Origin of the sequence: Streptococcus mitis, from assembly GCF_009496205.1 — a bacterium.
Taxonomy (GTDB): domain Bacteria; phylum Bacillota; class Bacilli; order Lactobacillales; family Streptococcaceae; genus Streptococcus; species Streptococcus mitis_BN.
On sequence record NZ_WIJO01000024.1, the window covers coordinates 12,993 to 29,627 of the forward strand.

General features: G+C 39.6%; 20 protein-coding genes. 18 read left to right on the plus strand and 2 right to left on the minus strand.

The window, feature by feature from the left end:
* The first annotated feature begins 1 nt into the window (after window position 1).
* The 10 genes from GEZ85_RS05445 (at window position 2) to GEZ85_RS05490 (ending at window position 9,657) form a co-directional block, all read left to right on the plus strand.
* Window positions 2-1,258 (plus strand): DNA recombination protein RmuC, encoded by a 1,257-nt coding sequence (locus GEZ85_RS05445; RefSeq protein WP_194251522.1) that lies wholly within the window; start codon window positions 2-4, stop codon window positions 1,256-1,258.
* On the plus strand, window positions 1,248-2,189 hold the full coding sequence (locus GEZ85_RS05450) for a 3'-5' exoribonuclease YhaM family protein (RefSeq protein ID WP_064276400.1): 942 nt from the start codon (window positions 1,248-1,250) through the stop codon (window positions 2,187-2,189). The genes GEZ85_RS05445 and GEZ85_RS05450 overlap by 11 nt, the downstream gene beginning before the upstream one ends.
* A gap of 105 nt (window positions 2,190-2,294) precedes the next feature.
* Entirely contained in the window at window positions 2,295-3,122 is an 828-nt protein-coding gene (gene purR / locus GEZ85_RS05455; RefSeq protein ID WP_153209771.1) for a pur operon repressor, read from the plus strand.
* 66 nt (window positions 3,123-3,188) lie between these two features.
* Window positions 3,189-4,439: a diaminopimelate decarboxylase gene (locus GEZ85_RS05460; RefSeq protein ID WP_153209770.1), complete on the plus strand. Its 1,251-nt coding sequence runs from the start codon at window positions 3,189-3,191 to the stop codon at window positions 4,437-4,439.
* Window positions 4,440-4,564: 125 nt separating this feature from the next.
* Window positions 4,565-5,359, plus strand: a complete 795-nt coding sequence (gene pflA, locus GEZ85_RS05465; protein ID WP_001288288.1) for a pyruvate formate-lyase-activating protein — start codon at window positions 4,565-4,567, stop codon at window positions 5,357-5,359.
* A gap of 273 nt (window positions 5,360-5,632) precedes the next feature.
* Window positions 5,633-6,343 (plus strand): ABC transporter ATP-binding protein, encoded by a 711-nt coding sequence (locus tag GEZ85_RS05470; RefSeq protein WP_084887467.1) that lies wholly within the window; start codon window positions 5,633-5,635, stop codon window positions 6,341-6,343.
* Between the two features lies 1 nt (window position 6,344).
* Window positions 6,345-7,130, plus strand: coding sequence for an ABC transporter permease (locus GEZ85_RS05475; protein WP_153209769.1), 786 nt, complete (start codon window positions 6,345-6,347; stop codon window positions 7,128-7,130).
* A 1-nt stretch (window position 7,131) separates the two neighbouring features.
* Window positions 7,132-7,851, plus strand: coding sequence for an ABC transporter permease (locus GEZ85_RS05480; RefSeq protein ID WP_153209768.1), 720 nt, complete (start codon window positions 7,132-7,134; stop codon window positions 7,849-7,851).
* Between the two features lie 61 nt (window positions 7,852-7,912).
* The gene (locus tag GEZ85_RS05485; protein ID WP_000323581.1) at window positions 7,913-8,599 is read left to right on the plus strand and encodes a response regulator transcription factor; all 687 of its coding nucleotides are present in this window, start codon (window positions 7,913-7,915) and stop codon (window positions 8,597-8,599) included.
* Window positions 8,569-9,657: a sensor histidine kinase gene (locus tag GEZ85_RS05490; protein WP_153209767.1), complete on the plus strand. Its 1,089-nt coding sequence runs from the start codon at window positions 8,569-8,571 to the stop codon at window positions 9,655-9,657. Before GEZ85_RS05485 ends, GEZ85_RS05490 begins: the two co-directional genes overlap by 31 nt.
* Window positions 9,658-9,881: 224 nt before the next feature.
* Here GEZ85_RS05490 and yidC read toward each other — a convergent pair whose 3' ends face one another.
* Together yidC and GEZ85_RS05500 are read right to left on the minus strand one after the other, a co-directional pair.
* Window positions 9,882-10,808, minus strand: a complete 927-nt coding sequence (gene yidC / locus GEZ85_RS05495) for a membrane protein insertase YidC (protein ID WP_070526589.1) — start codon at window positions 10,806-10,808, stop codon at window positions 9,882-9,884.
* Between the two features lie 77 nt (window positions 10,809-10,885).
* Window positions 10,886-11,164, minus strand: a complete 279-nt coding sequence (locus tag GEZ85_RS05500; RefSeq protein WP_001174616.1) for an acylphosphatase — start codon at window positions 11,162-11,164, stop codon at window positions 10,886-10,888.
* 33 nt (window positions 11,165-11,197) lie between these two features.
* Here GEZ85_RS05500 and GEZ85_RS05505 point away from each other — a divergent pair, with 33 nt between their 5' ends.
* From GEZ85_RS05505 to GEZ85_RS05540, 8 genes are all read left to right on the plus strand, one after another.
* On the plus strand, window positions 11,198-11,938 hold the full coding sequence (locus GEZ85_RS05505) for a TrmH family RNA methyltransferase (RefSeq protein ID WP_153209766.1): 741 nt from the start codon (window positions 11,198-11,200) through the stop codon (window positions 11,936-11,938).
* A 54-nt stretch (window positions 11,939-11,992) separates the two neighbouring features.
* Window positions 11,993-12,676, plus strand: coding sequence for a Bax inhibitor-1/YccA family protein (locus GEZ85_RS05510; RefSeq protein WP_049492809.1), 684 nt, complete (start codon window positions 11,993-11,995; stop codon window positions 12,674-12,676).
* Between the two features lie 112 nt (window positions 12,677-12,788).
* On the plus strand, window positions 12,789-13,781 hold the full coding sequence (gene asnA / locus GEZ85_RS05515) for an aspartate--ammonia ligase (RefSeq protein ID WP_119947427.1): 993 nt from the start codon (window positions 12,789-12,791) through the stop codon (window positions 13,779-13,781).
* Between the two features lie 64 nt (window positions 13,782-13,845).
* The gene (rsmD, locus tag GEZ85_RS05520; protein WP_153209765.1) at window positions 13,846-14,385 is read left to right on the plus strand and encodes a 16S rRNA (guanine(966)-N(2))-methyltransferase RsmD; all 540 of its coding nucleotides are present in this window, start codon (window positions 13,846-13,848) and stop codon (window positions 14,383-14,385) included.
* Window positions 14,375-14,863, plus strand: a complete 489-nt coding sequence (coaD, locus tag GEZ85_RS05525; protein WP_153209764.1) for a pantetheine-phosphate adenylyltransferase — start codon at window positions 14,375-14,377, stop codon at window positions 14,861-14,863. The genes rsmD and coaD overlap by 11 nt, the downstream gene beginning before the upstream one ends.
* Window positions 14,847-15,884, plus strand: a complete 1,038-nt coding sequence (locus tag GEZ85_RS05530; protein WP_153209763.1) for a SepM family pheromone-processing serine protease — start codon at window positions 14,847-14,849, stop codon at window positions 15,882-15,884. Before coaD ends, GEZ85_RS05530 begins: the two co-directional genes overlap by 17 nt.
* Before the next feature lie 56 nt (window positions 15,885-15,940).
* Window positions 15,941-16,171: a DUF1146 family protein gene (locus GEZ85_RS05535; RefSeq protein ID WP_153209762.1), complete on the plus strand. Its 231-nt coding sequence runs from the start codon at window positions 15,941-15,943 to the stop codon at window positions 16,169-16,171.
* A 61-nt stretch (window positions 16,172-16,232) separates the two neighbouring features.
* Window positions 16,233-16,635: acyltransferase family protein (locus GEZ85_RS05540; RefSeq protein ID WP_153214808.1), on the plus strand; the 403-nt coding region annotated here is incomplete at its 3' end.

Consider the following 16,635-nt stretch of genomic DNA (forward strand, 5'->3'; position numbering starts at 1 on the left):
GATGGAAAGTTTACTTGTTCTATTATTGATTGCCAACCTAGCTGGACTCTTTCTGATTTGGCAAAGGCAGGATAAGCAGGAAAAACATCTCAGCAAGAGCTTGGAGGATCAGGCTGATCACTTGTCAGACCAGTTGGATTACCGCTTTGAACAAGCCAGACAAGCCAGCCAGTTAGATCAAAAAGACTTGGAAGTAGCTGTCAGCGACCGTTTGCAAGAAGTTCGAATCGAGTTGCACCAAGGCTTAACTCAGGTTCGTCAAGAAATGACTGAGAATCTCCTCCAAACTAGGGATAAGACTGACCAACGTCTCCAAGCCTTGCAGGAATCAAATGAGCAACGTTTGGAACAAATGCGCCAGACAGTCGAGGAAAAACTAGAAAAAACCTTGCAGACACGCTTGCAGGCTTCCTTTGAGACAGTTTCCAAGCAACTAGAGTCGGTAAATCGAGGCCTGGGAGAGATGCAAACAGTTGCGCGTGATGTCGGAGCTCTCAACAAGGTTCTCTCTGGAACCAAGACACGAGGAATTCTGGGAGAATTGCAACTGGGGCAAATTATTGAGGACATCATGACCCCTGCCCAGTATGAACGAGAATACGCAACGGTTGAAAACTCTAGTGAACGAGTGGAGTATGCCATCAAGTTGCCCGGACAAGGCGACCAGGAATACGTCTACCTACCAATTGACTCTAAGTTTCCACTGGCAGATTATTACCGTCTAGAAGAAGCATATGAAGCAGGTGACAAGGACGAAATCGAACGCTGTCGCAAGTCACTCTTAGCAAGCGTCAAGCGCTTTGCCAAGGATATCAAGAGCAAGTACATAGCACCACCTCGGACTACCAATTTTGGAGTTTTGTTTGTTCCGACAGAAGGGCTCTACTCAGAAATCGTCCGCAATCCGGTCTTCTTTGATGATTTGAGACGGGAGGAGCAGATTATTGTCGCAGGTCCAAGTACCCTATCAGCTTTGCTCAACTCCCTATCAGTTGGCTTTAAAACACTTAATATCCAAAAGAGTGCCGATCATATCAGTAAGACTCTTGCCAGCGTCAAGACTGAGTTTAGCAAGTTTGGGGGGATCTTGGTCAAGGCACAGAAACATCTTCAACATGCCTCTGGCAATATTGATGAATTATTAAACCGTCGCACTACAGCTATCGAGCGGACGCTCCGTCACATTGAGTTATCAGAAAGTGAGCCTGCGCTTGATCTATTCCATTTCCAAGAAAATGAGGAAGAATATGAAGATTAGTCACATGAAAAAAGATGAGCTGTTTGAAGGCTTCTACCTAATCAAATCAGCTGACCTGAGGCAAACTCGAGCTGGGAAAAACTACCTAGCCTTTACCTTCCAAGATGATAGTGGCGAGATTGAAGGGAAACTCTGGGATGCCCAACCTCATAACGTTGAGGCCTTTACCGCAGGTAAGGTTGTCCACATGAAAGGACGCCGAGAAGTTTATAACAACACCCCTCAAGTCAATCAAATTACCCTTCGATTGCCTCAGCCTGGTGAACCCAATGACCCAGCTAATTTCAAGGTCAAGTCGCCAGTTGATGTCAAGGAAATCCGTGACTACATGTCGCAAATGATTTTTAAAATTGAAAATCCTGTTTGGCAACGGATTGTCCGAAAGCTCTACACCAAGTATGATAAGGAATTTTACTCCTATCCAGCTGCCAAGACTAATCACCATGCCTTTGAAACGGGTTTGGCTTATCATACGGCGACCATGGTGCGTTTGGCAGATGCTATTAGCGAAGTCTATCCTCAGCTCAATAAGAACCTGCTCTATGCAGGGATTATGCTGCATGACTTGGCTAAGGTCATTGAGTTGACGGGGCCAGACCAGACCGAGTACACAGTGCGAGGCAATCTTCTTGGGCATATCGCTCTGATTGATAGCGAAATTACCAAAACAGTTATGGAACTCGGTATCGATGATACCAAGGAAGAAGTCGTTCTGCTTCGTCACGTCATCCTTAGTCACCACGGCTTGCTTGAGTATGGAAGTCCAGTCCGTCCACGCATTATGGAAGCAGAGATTATCCATATGATTGACAATCTGGATGCAAGCATGATGATGATGTCAACTGCTCTTGCTTTGGTGGATAAAGGAGAGATGACCAATAAAATCTTCGCTATGGACAATCGTTCCTTCTATAAACCAGATTTAGATTAATAATTTAAGAAAAACGAGCATTTTTTAGGATAAGAATGTTCGTTTTTTTATGTGAATATGGTATAATAGATAAAATATCAAAATTAAATGAAGTGGGAAATAGAAATGAAATTAAGAAGAAGTGATCGGATGGTTGTCATTTCCAACTATTTGATTAATAATCCTTATAAACTAACTAGTCTCAATACTTTTGCTGAAAAGTACGAATCTGCTAAATCATCCATCTCAGAGGATATCGTCATTATCAAACGCGCCTTTGAGGAGATCGAAATCGGTCATATCCAGACAGTAACTGGTGCTGGTGGTGGTGTCATTTTCACACCATCAATCTCAAGCCATGATGCCAAGGAAATGGTTGAGGACTTGCGTGCCAAGTTGTCAGAAAGTGACCGTATCTTGCCAGGTGGCTATATCTACCTGTCTGATTTGCTTAGCACACCAGCTATCTTGAAAAATATTGGTCGCATTATTGCCAAGAGCTTTATGGACCAAAAAATTGATGCCGTTATGACCGTAGCTACTAAGGGTGTTCCTCTTGCAAATGCAGTTGCCAATGTCCTCAATGTTCCCTTTGTTATTGTGCGCCGTGACCTGAAAATTACCGAAGGTTCAACTGTCAGCGTCAACTATGTATCCGGTTCAAGTGGAGACCGCATTGAGAAAATGTTCCTTTCAAAACGTAGTCTTAAGGCAGGCAGCCGTGTCTTGATTGTGGATGACTTCTTGAAAGGCGGAGGAACTATCAACGGGATGATTAGTCTCTTGCGTGAGTTTGATTCAGAATTGGCAGGTGTAGCGGTCTTTGCGGATAATGCTCAAGAAGAACGCGAAAAGCAGTTTGACTACAAGTCACTCTTGAAGGTAACCAATATTGATGTCAAGAACCAAGCCATCGATGTTGAGGTTGGTAATATCTTTGACGAAGATAAATAAGAGATAGAACTAAAGGTTGGAACGATTGTCCCAGCCTTTCTTTGCAAATAGAATAGAAGGAAGCTTATGAAGACACCATTTATCAATAAAGAAGACTTAGAAGCGATTGTTGCCGAGTTCCCGACACCTTTTCACTTGTATGATGAGAAGGGAATTCGTGAAAAGGCAAGGGCCGTCAACCAAGCCTTTTCGTGGAACAAGGGATTTAAGGAATATTTTGCAGTTAAGGCTACTCCAACCCCAGCTATTTTGAAAATTCTCCAAGAGGAAGGCTGTGGTGTGGATTGCTCTAGTTATGTGGAGCTTTTGATGAGTCATAAACTGGATTTCCCTGGTTCTGAGATTATGTTCTCTTCAAACAACACGCCAGACAAGGAATATGCCTATGCGCGTGAATTGGGCGCAACCATTAACTTGGATGCTTTTGAAGATATTGAACATCTAGAGAGAGCAGCAGGTATTCCAGAAATCATCTCATGTCGTTACAATCCTGGAGGCGTTTTTGAGCTAGGAACAGATATTATGGATAATCCTGGAGAAGCCAAGTTTGGCATGACCAAGGACCAGCTCTTTGAAGCTTTTGCCATCTTGAAGGAAAAAGGAGCCAAGACTTTTGGGATTCACTCCTTCCTAGCGTCCAATACCGTGACCCATCTCTATTATCCAGAGTTGGCTCGTCAGCTTTTTGCATTGGCTGTTGAAATCAAGGAAAAGTTGGGCATTTCGCTAGACTTTATTAATCTTTCTGGCGGTATTGGTGTCAACTATCGTCCAGACCAGGAGCCGAACGATATTGCCTTGATTGGTGAGGGAGTTCGTAAGGTGTATGAAGAGGTCCTTACGCCAGCAGGTCTTGGTGAGGTCAAGATTTTCACTGAATTGGGTCGTTTTATGCTAGCCCCTCACGGTGCTTTGGTCACAAGAGTCACTCATAAGAAGAAAACCTACCGTACCTATCTGGGTGTGGATGCATCAGCAGTCAACCTCATGCGTCCAGCTATGTACGGAGCTTACCATCATATTACTAACGTGACCCATCCAGATGGACCAGCTGAAGTAGTAGATGTGGTTGGTTCACTCTGTGAAAACAATGATAAATTTGCAGTGAATCGCGAACTGCCTCATACAGAAATCGGTGATTTGCTGGTAATTCATGATACAGGTGCTCACGGTTTTTCAATGGGCTACCAGTACAACGCCAAACTTCGTTCTGCGGAAATCCTCTATACCGAAGAAGGCAAAGCCCGTCAAATCCGCCGTGCAGAGCGCCCTGAGGACTACTTTGCAACCTTGTATGGCTTTGATTTTGAAGAATAAAATGATAAGTAATTGAAAATGAAATTGAAAAACAGATTGCTTTCTAAAAAATAGGCAAAAATCTTGTTTTTCCTTCAAGTCGTGATATAATAAAACTATAAAACGTTTTCAAGGAAGGTAACGATATGTCTGAAGAAACAATTGATTATGGACAAGTGACAGGAATGGTGCATTCGACAGAAAGCTTTGGGTCAGTAGATGGGCCTGGTATTCGCTTTATTGTCTTTTTGCAGGGCTGTCACATGCGTTGCCAGTATTGCCATAACCCAGATACTTGGGCGATGGAGTCCAATAAGTCACGTGAACGGACGGTAGATGATGTCTTGACAGAGGCCTTGCGCTACCGCGGTTTCTGGGGAAATAAGGGTGGGATTACAGTCAGTGGAGGAGAAGCCCTCTTGCAGATTGATTTCCTGATTGCCCTCTTTACCAAGGCTAAGGAACAAGGAATCCACTGTACCTTGGATACCTGTGCCCTTCCTTTCCGTAATAAACCACGTTACCTTGAGAAGTTTGATAAACTCATGGCTGTCACTGACTTGGTTCTCTTGGATATCAAGGAAATCAACGAAGAACAGCACAAGATTGTCACTAGCCAAACCAATAAAAATATCTTGGCTTGTGCCCAGTATCTATCAGATATTGGAAAGCCTGTCTGGATTCGCCACGTGCTAGTTCCAGGATTGACAGACAGAGATGATGACTTGATTGAACTTGGGAAGTTCGTCAAGACCCTCAAAAATGTTGATAAGTTTGAAATTCTGCCTTATCACACTATGGGTGAGTTCAAATGGCGTGAATTGGGAATTCCTTATTCCCTCGAAGGGGTTAAACCACCAACAGCAGATCGCGTCAAGAACGCTAAAAAACTCATGGATACCGAAAGTTATCAAGACTATATGAAACGTGTACATGGATAAAAAGAAGCCTGATGGAAACATCGGGCTTTTAAGTTTACACAAATATATATAATTAAATAAAACAAAATTTTATACTCTTCGAAAATCTCTTCAAACTACGTCAGCGTCGCCTTACCGTACTCAAGTACAGCTTGCGGCTAGCTTCCTAGTTTGCTCTTTGATTTTCATTGAGTATTAAATCTTTTTTACTCTCTAAATTCTGAAAAAAATCCGAAAAAGAATGTGTAAGATATAGTTACTTTTAGAAATATTAAATAGAATAGGAGAACATCTATGGAACAAAGTATTGCCATTAAAAATTTATGTAAGTCATATGGACAAACTCAAATTTTAAAAGATATTTCTTTTGAAGCAAAAGCAGGTAGAGTGACTGCTTTCCTGGGTCCAAATGGAGCTGGAAAAAGTTCAACCTTACGTATTTTATTAGGATTAGACAAAGCAACATCTGGTCTTACCAAAATTGGAGATCAAACTTATAAGGAATTAAAATTTCCTCTAAAGACTGTAGGAGCTTCATTTGACAGTGTAGGTGCTCCTGATGATCGGACTGTTTATCAACATTTGAAAATTGTTGCTGCTAGTAATGGGATATCCAGTCAGCGAATTGAGCAAGTCTTGGATATGGTGGATATTAGTCATAAGAAAAAATCTAAAATTGGGAAATTATCATTAGGAGAAGGACAACGCTTGGGAATTGCAACAGCTCTATTAGGAAATCCTCAATATCTGATATTGGATGAACCGACTAATGGGTTGGATCCAAGAGGAATTCGGTGGTTTAGAGAGTTTATAAAAAAACAAGCTCAAGAAGGGAAAACAGTCTTGCTATCATCTCATATATTATCGGAAGTGGAAGCAGTAACAGATGATGTAGTTATCATAAATAAAGGAAAAGTTCTTATAAAAGGGACTTTACAAGAAGTGATGAAAAATCTTTCTTCACTAGAAGAAGTCTTCTTTAGTTTGACAGAAGGAGGAAAGTGACATGGCACTTATTTACTCTCTTCATTCTGAAATATTGAAATTATTTTATAAGAGAGCTACTCATATTGTACTATTCTTGATACTCGTATTTCAAACATTTTTAGCAAATATTGGTGCTTCTCAAATTGTTTCAGTTGGTATCCATGCTACACCAGAGACAAATCCAGAATTAGCAGAAGCTATACCTCCTATTGAATTTTTAGGTTTTGATGTCACTTTATTTGGTGTTTTTATTATGATTATCCTAGGCTCAATTTACGGAGCCGAGGAGTACAAAGGCTCTGCTATTCGTACAAGCATCCTCTCTATTACAAATCGAAGTTCTTTCCTAGTTTCAAAAACATTAGTTTGGCTTGTATTTTCTTTTTTCATTTCCTTTCTATCAATATTCCTTACAATTAACATGACACATTATGTTTTAGGACAAGATGGCTTACTTCTTTTTTCACTAAATGGGAGAGTTTGGTTCTATATATTTTTAGCCAGTATAGCTTGGACTTTGTTGGGACTGCTAGCCTATATTATGGCTTTGACATTTAAAACAGCCATTGTTCCTCTATTATTTTTGCTTCCCCAAGTCTACAATTTAGGAACATTCTTAGCAAACTATATATCGGTTGCAAAATTTCTTCCAGTTGCATTGGGGCAAGGATTGATTGCTACATCTCCTCAAATTTTAGAACATAATAGTTTACAAAATATTTTACTTTTACTTTGTTGGAACTTCTCATTCTTGGCTTTAGCAATCTACCGATTACTTAAGTCAGATATTGGAGGAGGTGAATAAGTTGAAAGAGCAACTTAAAAGTGAGTATCTCAAGTTTATTATGAATCCTTGGCACTGGTTGATTATAGGTGCTCTATTACTGTGTGTTCCGGCGATGGTTGTTTTTTTAAATAGTAAGCCAGACCAGTTGACTCTACAGTTTGTTTTGGAACAGCTACTGCAAAGTCTCTATTTAGGACAGGCAGGTTTCATTAGTCTAGCGGTCCTATTTATAGGTCAAGAATTTACAGGTTCTAGCCTTCGTACCAGTTTTCTTACCTGTCCAAACCGTTTGAAATTTATAATATCTAAACTAGCTATTCTATTATGTATTGAAATTATCCTATTGGTCCCTGTAATATCATTATGTATACTACTCGCCCAAGGATACTACAATATCAATCTTTTGAGCGATATTAAAAATGTTCTGATAATCCTATTTCCAGCATGTATTTCTATTCTAACCTTCTCTCTTTTAAGTGGTATTTTTGTATTTATTTCCCAGTCTTTTATTTTAATTCTGGGAATCAGTTTATCCCTTTTATTGGGGTTGGGACAAATGTTGCTACAATTCAGTTCTTTTTTTAGAAATTTACCATTACTAGCTAGTATGAATTGTTTTTATACCCATCCCTTGTCGCTTTATTATCCAGTGTGGCAAGGCTTAGGGATACAAATAGTTTGGTTATTAATTGTTTTTGTATTTGCTACACTGATACTTATAGGAAGAAATGTACGCTAGAGACAGGGGATATCCTGTCTTTTTCTCGGTTAGTGCTATAATATAGTTAGGAGGGTGAGTTATGGCTTATAAAATTTTGGTGGTAGATGATGATCTTGCTATTCTTCGCCTAATAAAAAAAGTACTAGAATATGAAAAATATGAAGTAGTCATACGAAATAAGATAGAAGAGATTGATCTTTGTGATTTTACAGGATTTGACTTGATTTTATTAGATATTATGATGCCTGTTAGTGGTTTAGAAATCTGTCAGATGATTCGCGAGCAGATAACTGTTCCTATCTGTTTTATAACTGCTAAGGATATGGATGAAGATTTAGTAGCTGGAATCAATGCAGGTGCTGATGATTATATTATGAAGCCCTTTAGTATGCAAGAATTGTTAGCACGTGTTAAAATGCACTTACGTCGTGAAGAACGGATTAAAGGAAATGTTCATCAAATAAAGATTGGGAAGCTTATACTATATACGGATAGTAAGGAACTATTTGTAAACGATGATAAGATTGCTCTGACAAGGAGAGAATTTGACATAGTGAATCTTTTGGCAAGCAACCCAAGTAAAATATATTCTATTGAGGAAATTTATAATTATCTATATCCACAAAGTTCAGAAGCGCTTTTACGTTCGGTTTCAGAGTACATTTATCAAATTCGTCAAAAGCTGAAACCTTATCAATTAAATCCAATTAAAACCTTGTACGGTGGAGGATATCAATGGGTAGAATCAAAAGTTTTAGACAATTAATTCGAGAAACCTGTTGGAGAATTATTTGGCAGTTTAGTCTTGGCTTACTAATGGCCTATCTTATTCCCTTAGCTTCAGTATCTATACAAATAAATGAAGATAGGAAACCTTTAAACAATAGTGGTGTTCTATCAATCTTTTTTAATGTGTCATCATGGATATATATTTGTGTTTTATTGATTATTCTAATAAGCTATCACATCGGAAAATTGTTGAAAAAACTCAGTTATGAAATGACTTTGATTTATGAAAATAGTATGTGGTTGGAGAAGGAATGTACAGAAAGTTTAACGGTTAAAGAATTTCGTGAGACAGGAAATCGGATTATTGTGATGCAAGATAGAATTCGACAATTAATAGTTGATGAGAAACAACAGAAAGAAGATTTGATGTTTCAGGTTTCAGCAGCTTCTCATGATTTAAAGACTCCCTTAACCATTATTAGGGGGAATGTGGAATTTTTGCAGGCGATAACTGAAAGCGACCAATCTCAAGAATGCTTAGCAGATATAAAAAGAGCTAGTCAACAGTTACTAGATTACTTCAATCAATTGATTCACTATTCGAAAACCTATTATGATGATGAGACAGGTTGGATGGAGTATTCCTCTTCAGATTTTATTAATGAATTAGAGAAAGAAGTCTCTTTTTTGATAAAAAATCAGATGAAGTTTTCTTTTGAACAGGATGTGAAAGGAACTGAAAACTATTATATAAATCCGTCTCTTCTGATTCGTGCCATACAAAATATTTTAACAAATGCTTTTGAATACGCCGATAAACAGAATCCTAAAATTAAAATTAGAGTAGAGCAAGAGGCGAAAGAATTAAAAATAGGTATATGGAATAATGGTTCGGAATTTCCAGATGAAGTTTTAAATAATTTTGGAAAGCTCTTTTATCGTATGGATAAAGCTAGATCGTATAAAGAGCAACATTATGGTATTGGACTAAGTTTTGTATGCAGAGTTGCAAAACTGCATAAAGGTCGGGTTGAGCTTAGAAATAGAGACGAAGGAGCAGAAGTTTTAATAACTGTAAAGTGTATTAAATCATAGTCATGCGTAGGCTGTTCATTTATGGGACATTTTTTTAAACGATGTGAGTGTCATATCTTTCTAAGAGTCTTACTGACTATATAGATTTCATACGGGGATTCAAAGAAAGGCTTTGTCTAACTTTGTAAAGCTTCAGTGCTTACGTTTTGCTTCTTATTAATCAGTGTTTTTACTATTTTTGATATCGCAAAAAGACTTAGCCATCCAGCTAAGCCTTTTTCTTCTTATCTCGAACGTTGTTTTCCAGCGTTGCGATTTTTGTGTTTTTTCTTGCTCGTGATAGCAGTTGGTTGTTCAGGAGTAACGTCTTTTCGTCCACTTGGTGTAGAGAAAGCACGTGCTTTTGGTGGATTCTTAGCCAATTCTTCACGGACTTTTTTGCGAAGTTTTGGACGAACGATATAGTTGACGATAAACTGTTGGAGAATCATCATGAAACCACCGACAACCCAGTAAAGTGTGACACTGGCTGGTGAGAAAAGGGAGAAGACGACGATCATGAGTGGGCTCATGTAAATCATTTTCTTGATTTGTTCTCTTTGCATTTCATCTTCTACTCCGTGAAGTGAAAGGAGCGATTGAAGATAGTAAAGAATACCAGCGAAGGCAACCAAAATCATACTTGGAGAACCTAGAGGAATTCCTAGGTAGCTTGCTTGAGCAACACCTTCAGTATGTTGGGCAGCAAAGTAGATAGCTGAGAAGAAAGGCATTTGAAGGAGGATAGGGAAACATCCTACACCACCAAACATGCTGATGCCGTGCTCTTTTTGAGCTGCAAAGAGGGCTTGTTGGGCTTCGAGTTTTTCTTCTTGAGTAGTTGCTTCTTTGAGACGTGTTTGGTGTGGCTCAAGGACGTGTTTGAGGGCGTTCATCTTTTCAGAGTGAAGTGTCGCCTTCCATGATTGGTAGATACCAAGTGGCAAGATAATCAAGCGCACGATAATGGTTACGATAATGATAGCGACACCAAAGCCTAGACCTTTATCAGTAGCGAAGTACTTGATAGCTTCTCCCATCGGGGCACCCAAGAAATCCCAAACGGGACCAATTGGCTTACCTGTTGCTTTATCAATCTGAACGCAACCTGTCAAAACAAGTAACATAGCCACTCCCATAGCTGAGAGTGCAAAACGTTTAATAGATTTCACTGTTTTTATTCCTTCTTTAAAAATTATACCTTTCTATTCTACTGTTTTTTTACAAAATATACAATAGTTCTAGAGACCTAATTTGCGATTTTAAAGTCAGGGTAGGGAGGAAAGTTGCTCAGTTTGACATCTAAGTAGCTGACTTTTGAAAAAGGTGTGGGTCCTTTGCGGATTTCTTGGATAAATTTTGCCATGGTAGCAGATGAGTCTGCTTGGGCTAAAATTTCCACTGTGCCATCGTCGTTATTCCATACTCGACCTGTGATGCCACCAATTTCAAGTGCCAAGCTGTAAACACCCCAACGAAAGCCGACTCCCTGTACCCTACCTTGGGCAATCATTCTAACCTTTTGCATACAAACCCCCTTTGATTGTGTTATAATATTTCTATGACTATTATAACCTCAAAAGCCAATTCTGTGGTAAAAAATGCCAAGAAATTACACCAAAAAAAATACCGTAAGTCTGCCTATTTGATTGAAGGCTGGCACTTGTTTGAAGAAGCTGTCCAATCTGGAGTGACGATTGAGAAAATCTTTGCCCTAGAAAGTTATCGAGAACAGTTAGCTGCTTTTCCGCAAACTGTCTGGGTGTCAGAGGATATTTTGCTAGATTTGGCGGATTCTCAGACTCCACAGGGTATTGTTGCCGTGGTTCAAAAAGAAGAAATAGGACAAGCCGATTTGAGTCAGGGCAAGTTCTTGTTTTTGGAAGATGTGCAAGATCCTGGTAATGTGGGAACTATCATTCGGACTGCGGATGCAGCAGGTTTCACTGGAGTAATTGTTTCAGATAAATCGGCAGATACCTACAGTCTCAAGACCCTACGTTCCATGCAAGGCAGTCATTTTCATCTGCCTATTTACCGGATGTCGAGTCAAGCGCTTCTTAAGGAAACCAAAGAGGCTGCTATCCCAGTTCTGGCAACAACCCTATCTAAAGATTCTGTTGATTACAGAGAACTGCCTCCTATAGAAAATTTTGTACTAGTCATGGGAAATGAGGGTCAAGGAATTAGTCCCCTTATGGCTGAAAGTGCAGACCAGTTGGTCCACATTAGTATGAAGGGACAGGCGGAGAGTTTGAATGTTGCCGTTGCAGCCGGTATTTTAATTTTCCATTTAAGCTAATTTTAACTTTCTTTGTTATAATCAAGGAAAGATGTTCATAGAAAAGGAGAAAAGATGAATCACACTATTATTCACGACCGCGCAGGTCTCAATCAATTTTACGCTAAGGTTTATGCCTTTGTTGGTCTGGGGATCGGATTATCCGCTTTAGTATCAGGTCTTATGTTGACGGTCTTTCAATCTCAGTTGGTTTACTTTTTGATGCAGGGACGTCTCTGGTTGACCATTGCAACCTTAGCAGAGCTAGCTCTGGTCTTTGTTGCCAGTAGCATGGCCTTAAAGAATAGTCCAGCTGCTCTTCCAGTATTTTTACTTTACTCCGTTTTAAACGGCTTTACCCTCAGTTTTGTGGTGGCCTTCTATACTCCGGGTACAGTTTTATCCGCCTTTGTGTCGAGCGCCCTTCTCTTCTTTGTCATGGCGGCAGTCGGTATGTTCACCAAGAAAGATTTGAGTGGCCTTGGTCGGGCTATGATGGCGGCGCTTATCGGTTTGCTGATTGCCATGGTAGTTAATATTTTCTTGGCTAGTGGTTTCTTTGATTATATGATTAGCGTAGCCATGGTCTTGGTCTTCTCTGGGCTGATTGCTTGGGACAACCAAAGAATTCGTCTCGCTTATGAACAATCACAAGGCCGTGTAGCGACAGGTTGGGTTGTGTCAATGGCTCTCAGTATCTATCTTGATTTTATCAATCTCTTCCTAAGTATTCTACGTATCTTCGGTCGTAATGACTAGAAGGTCCCTAACATCAGTGTTCGAAGGAACACTGATTTTTTTCGTATTTGCTCTTTCCTTTTCTTGAAAATAGGTGTATAATGCTTTTAATTAATTTTTTGAGGAGTAGTTTATGAAGAAAAGTTTTATTCATCAACAAGAAGAGATTTCCTTTGTCAAAAACACTTTTACCCAGTATTTGAAAGATAAGTTAGAAGTTGTCGAAGTTCAAGGTCCTATCTTGAGCAGGGTTGGCGACGGGATGCAGGATAATTTATCAGGTGTGGAGAATGCCGTATCGGTCAAGGTTCTCCAAATTCCTGATGCTACTTATGAAGTGGTACATTCACTTGCTAAATGGAAACGCCATACCTTGGCTCGTTTTGGTTTCGGTGAAGGTGAAGGTCTTTTCGTCCACATGAAGGCCCTTCGTCCAGACGAAGATTCGCTTGATGCGACTCACTCTGTTTATGTTGACCAGTGGGACTGGGAAAAAGTCATTCCAAATGGACAACGCAACATTGCCTACCTAAAAGAAACAGTTGAGAAGATTTACAAGGCTATTCGCCTGACTGAGCTAGCTGTTGAAGCCCGCTATGACATCGAATCAATCTTGCCAAAACAAATCACTTTTATCCATACAGAGGAGTTGGTCGAGCGCTACCCAGACTTGACGCCGAAAGAGCGTGAAAATGCTATCTGTAAAGAATTTGGAGCAGTCTTCTTGATTGGTATCGGTGGTGAATTACCAGACGGTAAACCGCACGATGGACGTGCACCAGACTACGATGACTGGACAAGTGAGTCTGAAAATGGCTATAAGGGTCTGAATGGCGATATTCTTGTTTGGAATGAGTCTCTGGGTGGAGCCTTTGAATTGTCTTCTATGGGGATTCGTGTAGATGAAGAAACCCTTCGCCGTCAGGTAGAAATCACCGGTGATGAGGACCGTTTAGAATTGGAATGGCACAAGGCTCTATTGAATGGCCTATTCCCGTTGACAATCGGTGGAGGAATTGGACAATCTCGTATGGCTATGTTCCTACTTCGCAAGAAACACATCGGAGAAGTGCAAACAAGTGTTTGGCCTCAAGAAGTTCGCGATACTTACGAAAATATTTTGTAGAGAATCGAACCGCAAGGTTCGGTTTTCTTTCTCTTTTTGCCCATAATTTGGTATAATAAACGGTATGAAAATCGTATCAGGAATCTATGGGGGGCGTCCCCTCAAGACACTAGAAGGAAAGACGACAAGACCTACTTCGGATAAGGTCAGGGGAGCCATTTTTAACATGATTGGTCCCTACTTTGAAGGGGGACGAGTCTTGGACCTTTATGCGGGTAGTGGTGGTTTATCTATCGAAGCAGTATCGCGTGGCATGTCCAGCGCTGTTTTGGTGGAGCGAGACCGTAAGGCTCAGGCTATCGTGGCTGAAAATATCCAGATGACCAAGGAAGTTGGAAAATTTCAACTCCTCAAGATGGAGGCGGAAAGAGCATTGGAACAGCTATCTGGGGAATTTGACCTCGTTTTCTTAGACCCTCCTTATGCCAAGGAACAAATCGTAGCAGATATTGAAAAAATGGCTGAGAGAGAGCTTTTTTCTGAAGATGTCATGGTCGTGTGTGAGACGGATAAAGCCGTTGAACTTCCAGAAGAAATTGCCTGCCTGGGTATCTGGAAGGAAAAAATTTATGGAATTAGTAAGGTGACAGTTTATGTCAGATAAGATTGGCTTATTCACAGGCTCATTTGATCCGATGACAAATGGGCATCTGGATATCATTGAACGGGCTAGCAAACTCTTTGATAAGCTCTATGTGGGTATTTTTTTTAATCCCCACAAACAGGGCTTTCTCCCTATCGAAAATCGTAAACGGGGGTTAGAAAAGGCTGTGAAACATTTGGGAAATGTTAAAGTCGTGTCTTCTCATAATGAATTGGTGGTCGATGTCGCAAAAAGACTGGGGGCTACTTTCCTAGTGCGAGGCTTGAGGAATGCGGCGGATTTGCAATATGAAGCCAGTTTTGATTACTACAATCATCAGCTGTCTCCTGATATAGAGACCATTTATTTGCATAGTCGACCGGAACATCTCTATATCAGTTCATCAGGTGTTAGAGAACTTTTGAAGTTTGGTCAGGATATTACCTGCTATGTTCCTGAGAGTATTTTGGAGGAAATAAAAAATGAAAAAAAAGATTAGATGGCCCTTATATGTCATTGCAGCCTTAATTGTGACTTTCTTGGCATTTGTAGTGCCCTTACCCTACTATATAGAAGTTCCAGGTGGTTCGGAAGATATTCGCCAAGTCCTTAAAGTAAATGACACAGAAGATAAGGAAGCTGGGGCCTATCAATTCGTTACGGTTGGTGTACAGCACGCTACTTTAGCCCATATGATTTATGCATGGTTGACGCCTTTTACAGATATTCGTAGCGCTCAAGAGACTACAGGTGGTTCTTCCGATGTGGAATTTATGCGGATTAATCAATTCTACATGCAAACATCGCAAAATATGGCTAAGTATCAAGGGCTAAAAACAGCTGGTAAGGATATTGAATTAAAATATCTTGGGGTTTATGTTTTGACTGTGACAGATAATTCGACCTTTAAAGGGATTCTTAACATCTCTGATACGGTCACAGCAGTCAATGATCAGACCTTTGATAGTTCCAAAGATTTGATTGATTATGTCAATTCTCAAAAATTAGGGGACTCAGTCAAGGTAACTTATGAAGAGGATGGGCAAACCAAGTCTGCAGAAGGTAAGATTATCGCCTTGGAAAATGGCAAAAATGGAATTGGAATCGGCTTGATTGACCGTACAGAAGTGACCAGTGATGTCCCAATTCGCTTTTCAACAGCTGGTATCGGCGGTCCAAGTGCAGGTCTCATGTTTAGTCTGGCCATCTATACCCAAATAGCTGACCCAGGTCTTCGTAATGGCCGCATTGTTGCCGGTACAGGCACCATTGACCGAGATGGTAATGTGGGAGACATTGGAGGTATCGATAAGAAAGTTGTAGCTTCGGCTAGAGAAGGTGCTGCTATTTTCTTTGCCCCTGATAACCCTATTAGCGAAGAAGAACAAAAAGCACATCCTGATGCGAAAAATAACTACCAAACAGCCTTGGAAGCAGCTAAAACAATCAAGACAGATATGAAAATCGTGCCTGTTAAAACCCTACAAGATGCAATTGATTACTTGAAAAACAATCCCTAGTTTTAAGTGAAGTTTCCAAACTAGCGCACAAACAGAGAAGATGGTATAATAGTCAAATGGTTCAATTATTATTCACTCTAAGCAGTCACATGCTCTTTATTTATGTGAGTTTTTACCTTTTAAAGGATCTTGTTAGATGGGAAAAGGTTTTAAAAGTAACAGCTGAGAATACAGGAAAAGTTCGTTTATTAGTAGCCTTTTTCAGCATTGTAATGGGCTATATCTTGAGTTCTTTCTTTATTAGTCTATATCAGTTGTGGCAAGAAGCGCTTAGAGAATTATTATAATTTGCGTGTTTAAGAAATTACTTTCAAGATATTATTAAACTTATAGGGAGAAATAGAATTCATGGATATTATAATCTTATTGTTGATAACGCTATTAATTTATTTGTTACCTCAAAATAAGGAATATCTAAATGTTAAATCTACATCAGGACTTAGAGGATTTCTAGCTATAGGAATAATATTTCATCATTTGTCACAATGGGTTACATCTGGTGATGAATTTTCTAATTTTTCCTATATGGGAACTTATATCGTTTCTATTTTCTTCTTTTTATCAGCCTATGGATTGTATTTTCAGAACGAAAATAAGAAAAACTACCTAGATAATTTTTTAGTTAAGAGACTTTCTAAAATTCTAGTTCCATTTTTTTCTATATCTTTGATTTATATGTTTTACAGATTCGTAAACGGTCAATTAATGGATTTAGATTTTTTTGCTAATTTATTTAAAAAAGGAAGTACAA

Excerpts from the sequence above, each read along its gene's own strand:
- GEZ85_RS05445 (WP_194251522.1), top strand. The coding sequence starts at position 2 with ATGGAAAGTTTACTTGTTCTATTATTGATTGCCAACCTAGCTGGACTC.
- GEZ85_RS05450 (WP_064276400.1), top strand. The coding sequence starts at position 1,248 with ATGAAGATTAGTCACATGAAAAAAGATGAGCTGTTTGAAGGCTTCTAC.
- purR (WP_153209771.1), top strand. The coding sequence starts at position 2,295 with ATGAAATTAAGAAGAAGTGATCGGATGGTTGTCATTTCCAACTATTTG.
- GEZ85_RS05460 (WP_153209770.1), top strand. The coding sequence starts at position 3,189 with ATGAAGACACCATTTATCAATAAAGAAGACTTAGAAGCGATTGTTGCC.
- pflA (WP_001288288.1), top strand. The coding sequence starts at position 4,565 with ATGTCTGAAGAAACAATTGATTATGGACAAGTGACAGGAATGGTGCAT.
- GEZ85_RS05470 (WP_084887467.1), top strand. The coding sequence starts at position 5,633 with ATGGAACAAAGTATTGCCATTAAAAATTTATGTAAGTCATATGGACAA.
- GEZ85_RS05475 (WP_153209769.1), top strand. The coding sequence starts at position 6,345 with ATGGCACTTATTTACTCTCTTCATTCTGAAATATTGAAATTATTTTAT.
- GEZ85_RS05485 (WP_000323581.1), top strand. The coding sequence starts at position 7,913 with ATGGCTTATAAAATTTTGGTGGTAGATGATGATCTTGCTATTCTTCGC.
- GEZ85_RS05490 (WP_153209767.1), top strand. The coding sequence starts at position 8,569 with ATGGGTAGAATCAAAAGTTTTAGACAATTAATTCGAGAAACCTGTTGG.
- GEZ85_RS05500 (WP_001174616.1), bottom strand. The coding sequence starts at position 11,164 with ATGCAAAAGGTTAGAATGATTGCCCAAGGTAGGGTACAGGGAGTCGGC.
- GEZ85_RS05505 (WP_153209766.1), top strand. The coding sequence starts at position 11,198 with ATGACTATTATAACCTCAAAAGCCAATTCTGTGGTAAAAAATGCCAAG.
- GEZ85_RS05510 (WP_049492809.1), top strand. The coding sequence starts at position 11,993 with ATGAATCACACTATTATTCACGACCGCGCAGGTCTCAATCAATTTTAC.
- asnA (WP_119947427.1), top strand. The coding sequence starts at position 12,789 with ATGAAGAAAAGTTTTATTCATCAACAAGAAGAGATTTCCTTTGTCAAA.
- rsmD (WP_153209765.1), top strand. The coding sequence starts at position 13,846 with ATGAAAATCGTATCAGGAATCTATGGGGGGCGTCCCCTCAAGACACTA.
- coaD (WP_153209764.1), top strand. The coding sequence starts at position 14,375 with ATGTCAGATAAGATTGGCTTATTCACAGGCTCATTTGATCCGATGACA.
- GEZ85_RS05530 (WP_153209763.1), top strand. The coding sequence starts at position 14,847 with ATGAAAAAAAAGATTAGATGGCCCTTATATGTCATTGCAGCCTTAATT.
- GEZ85_RS05535 (WP_153209762.1), top strand. The coding sequence starts at position 15,941 with ATGGTTCAATTATTATTCACTCTAAGCAGTCACATGCTCTTTATTTAT.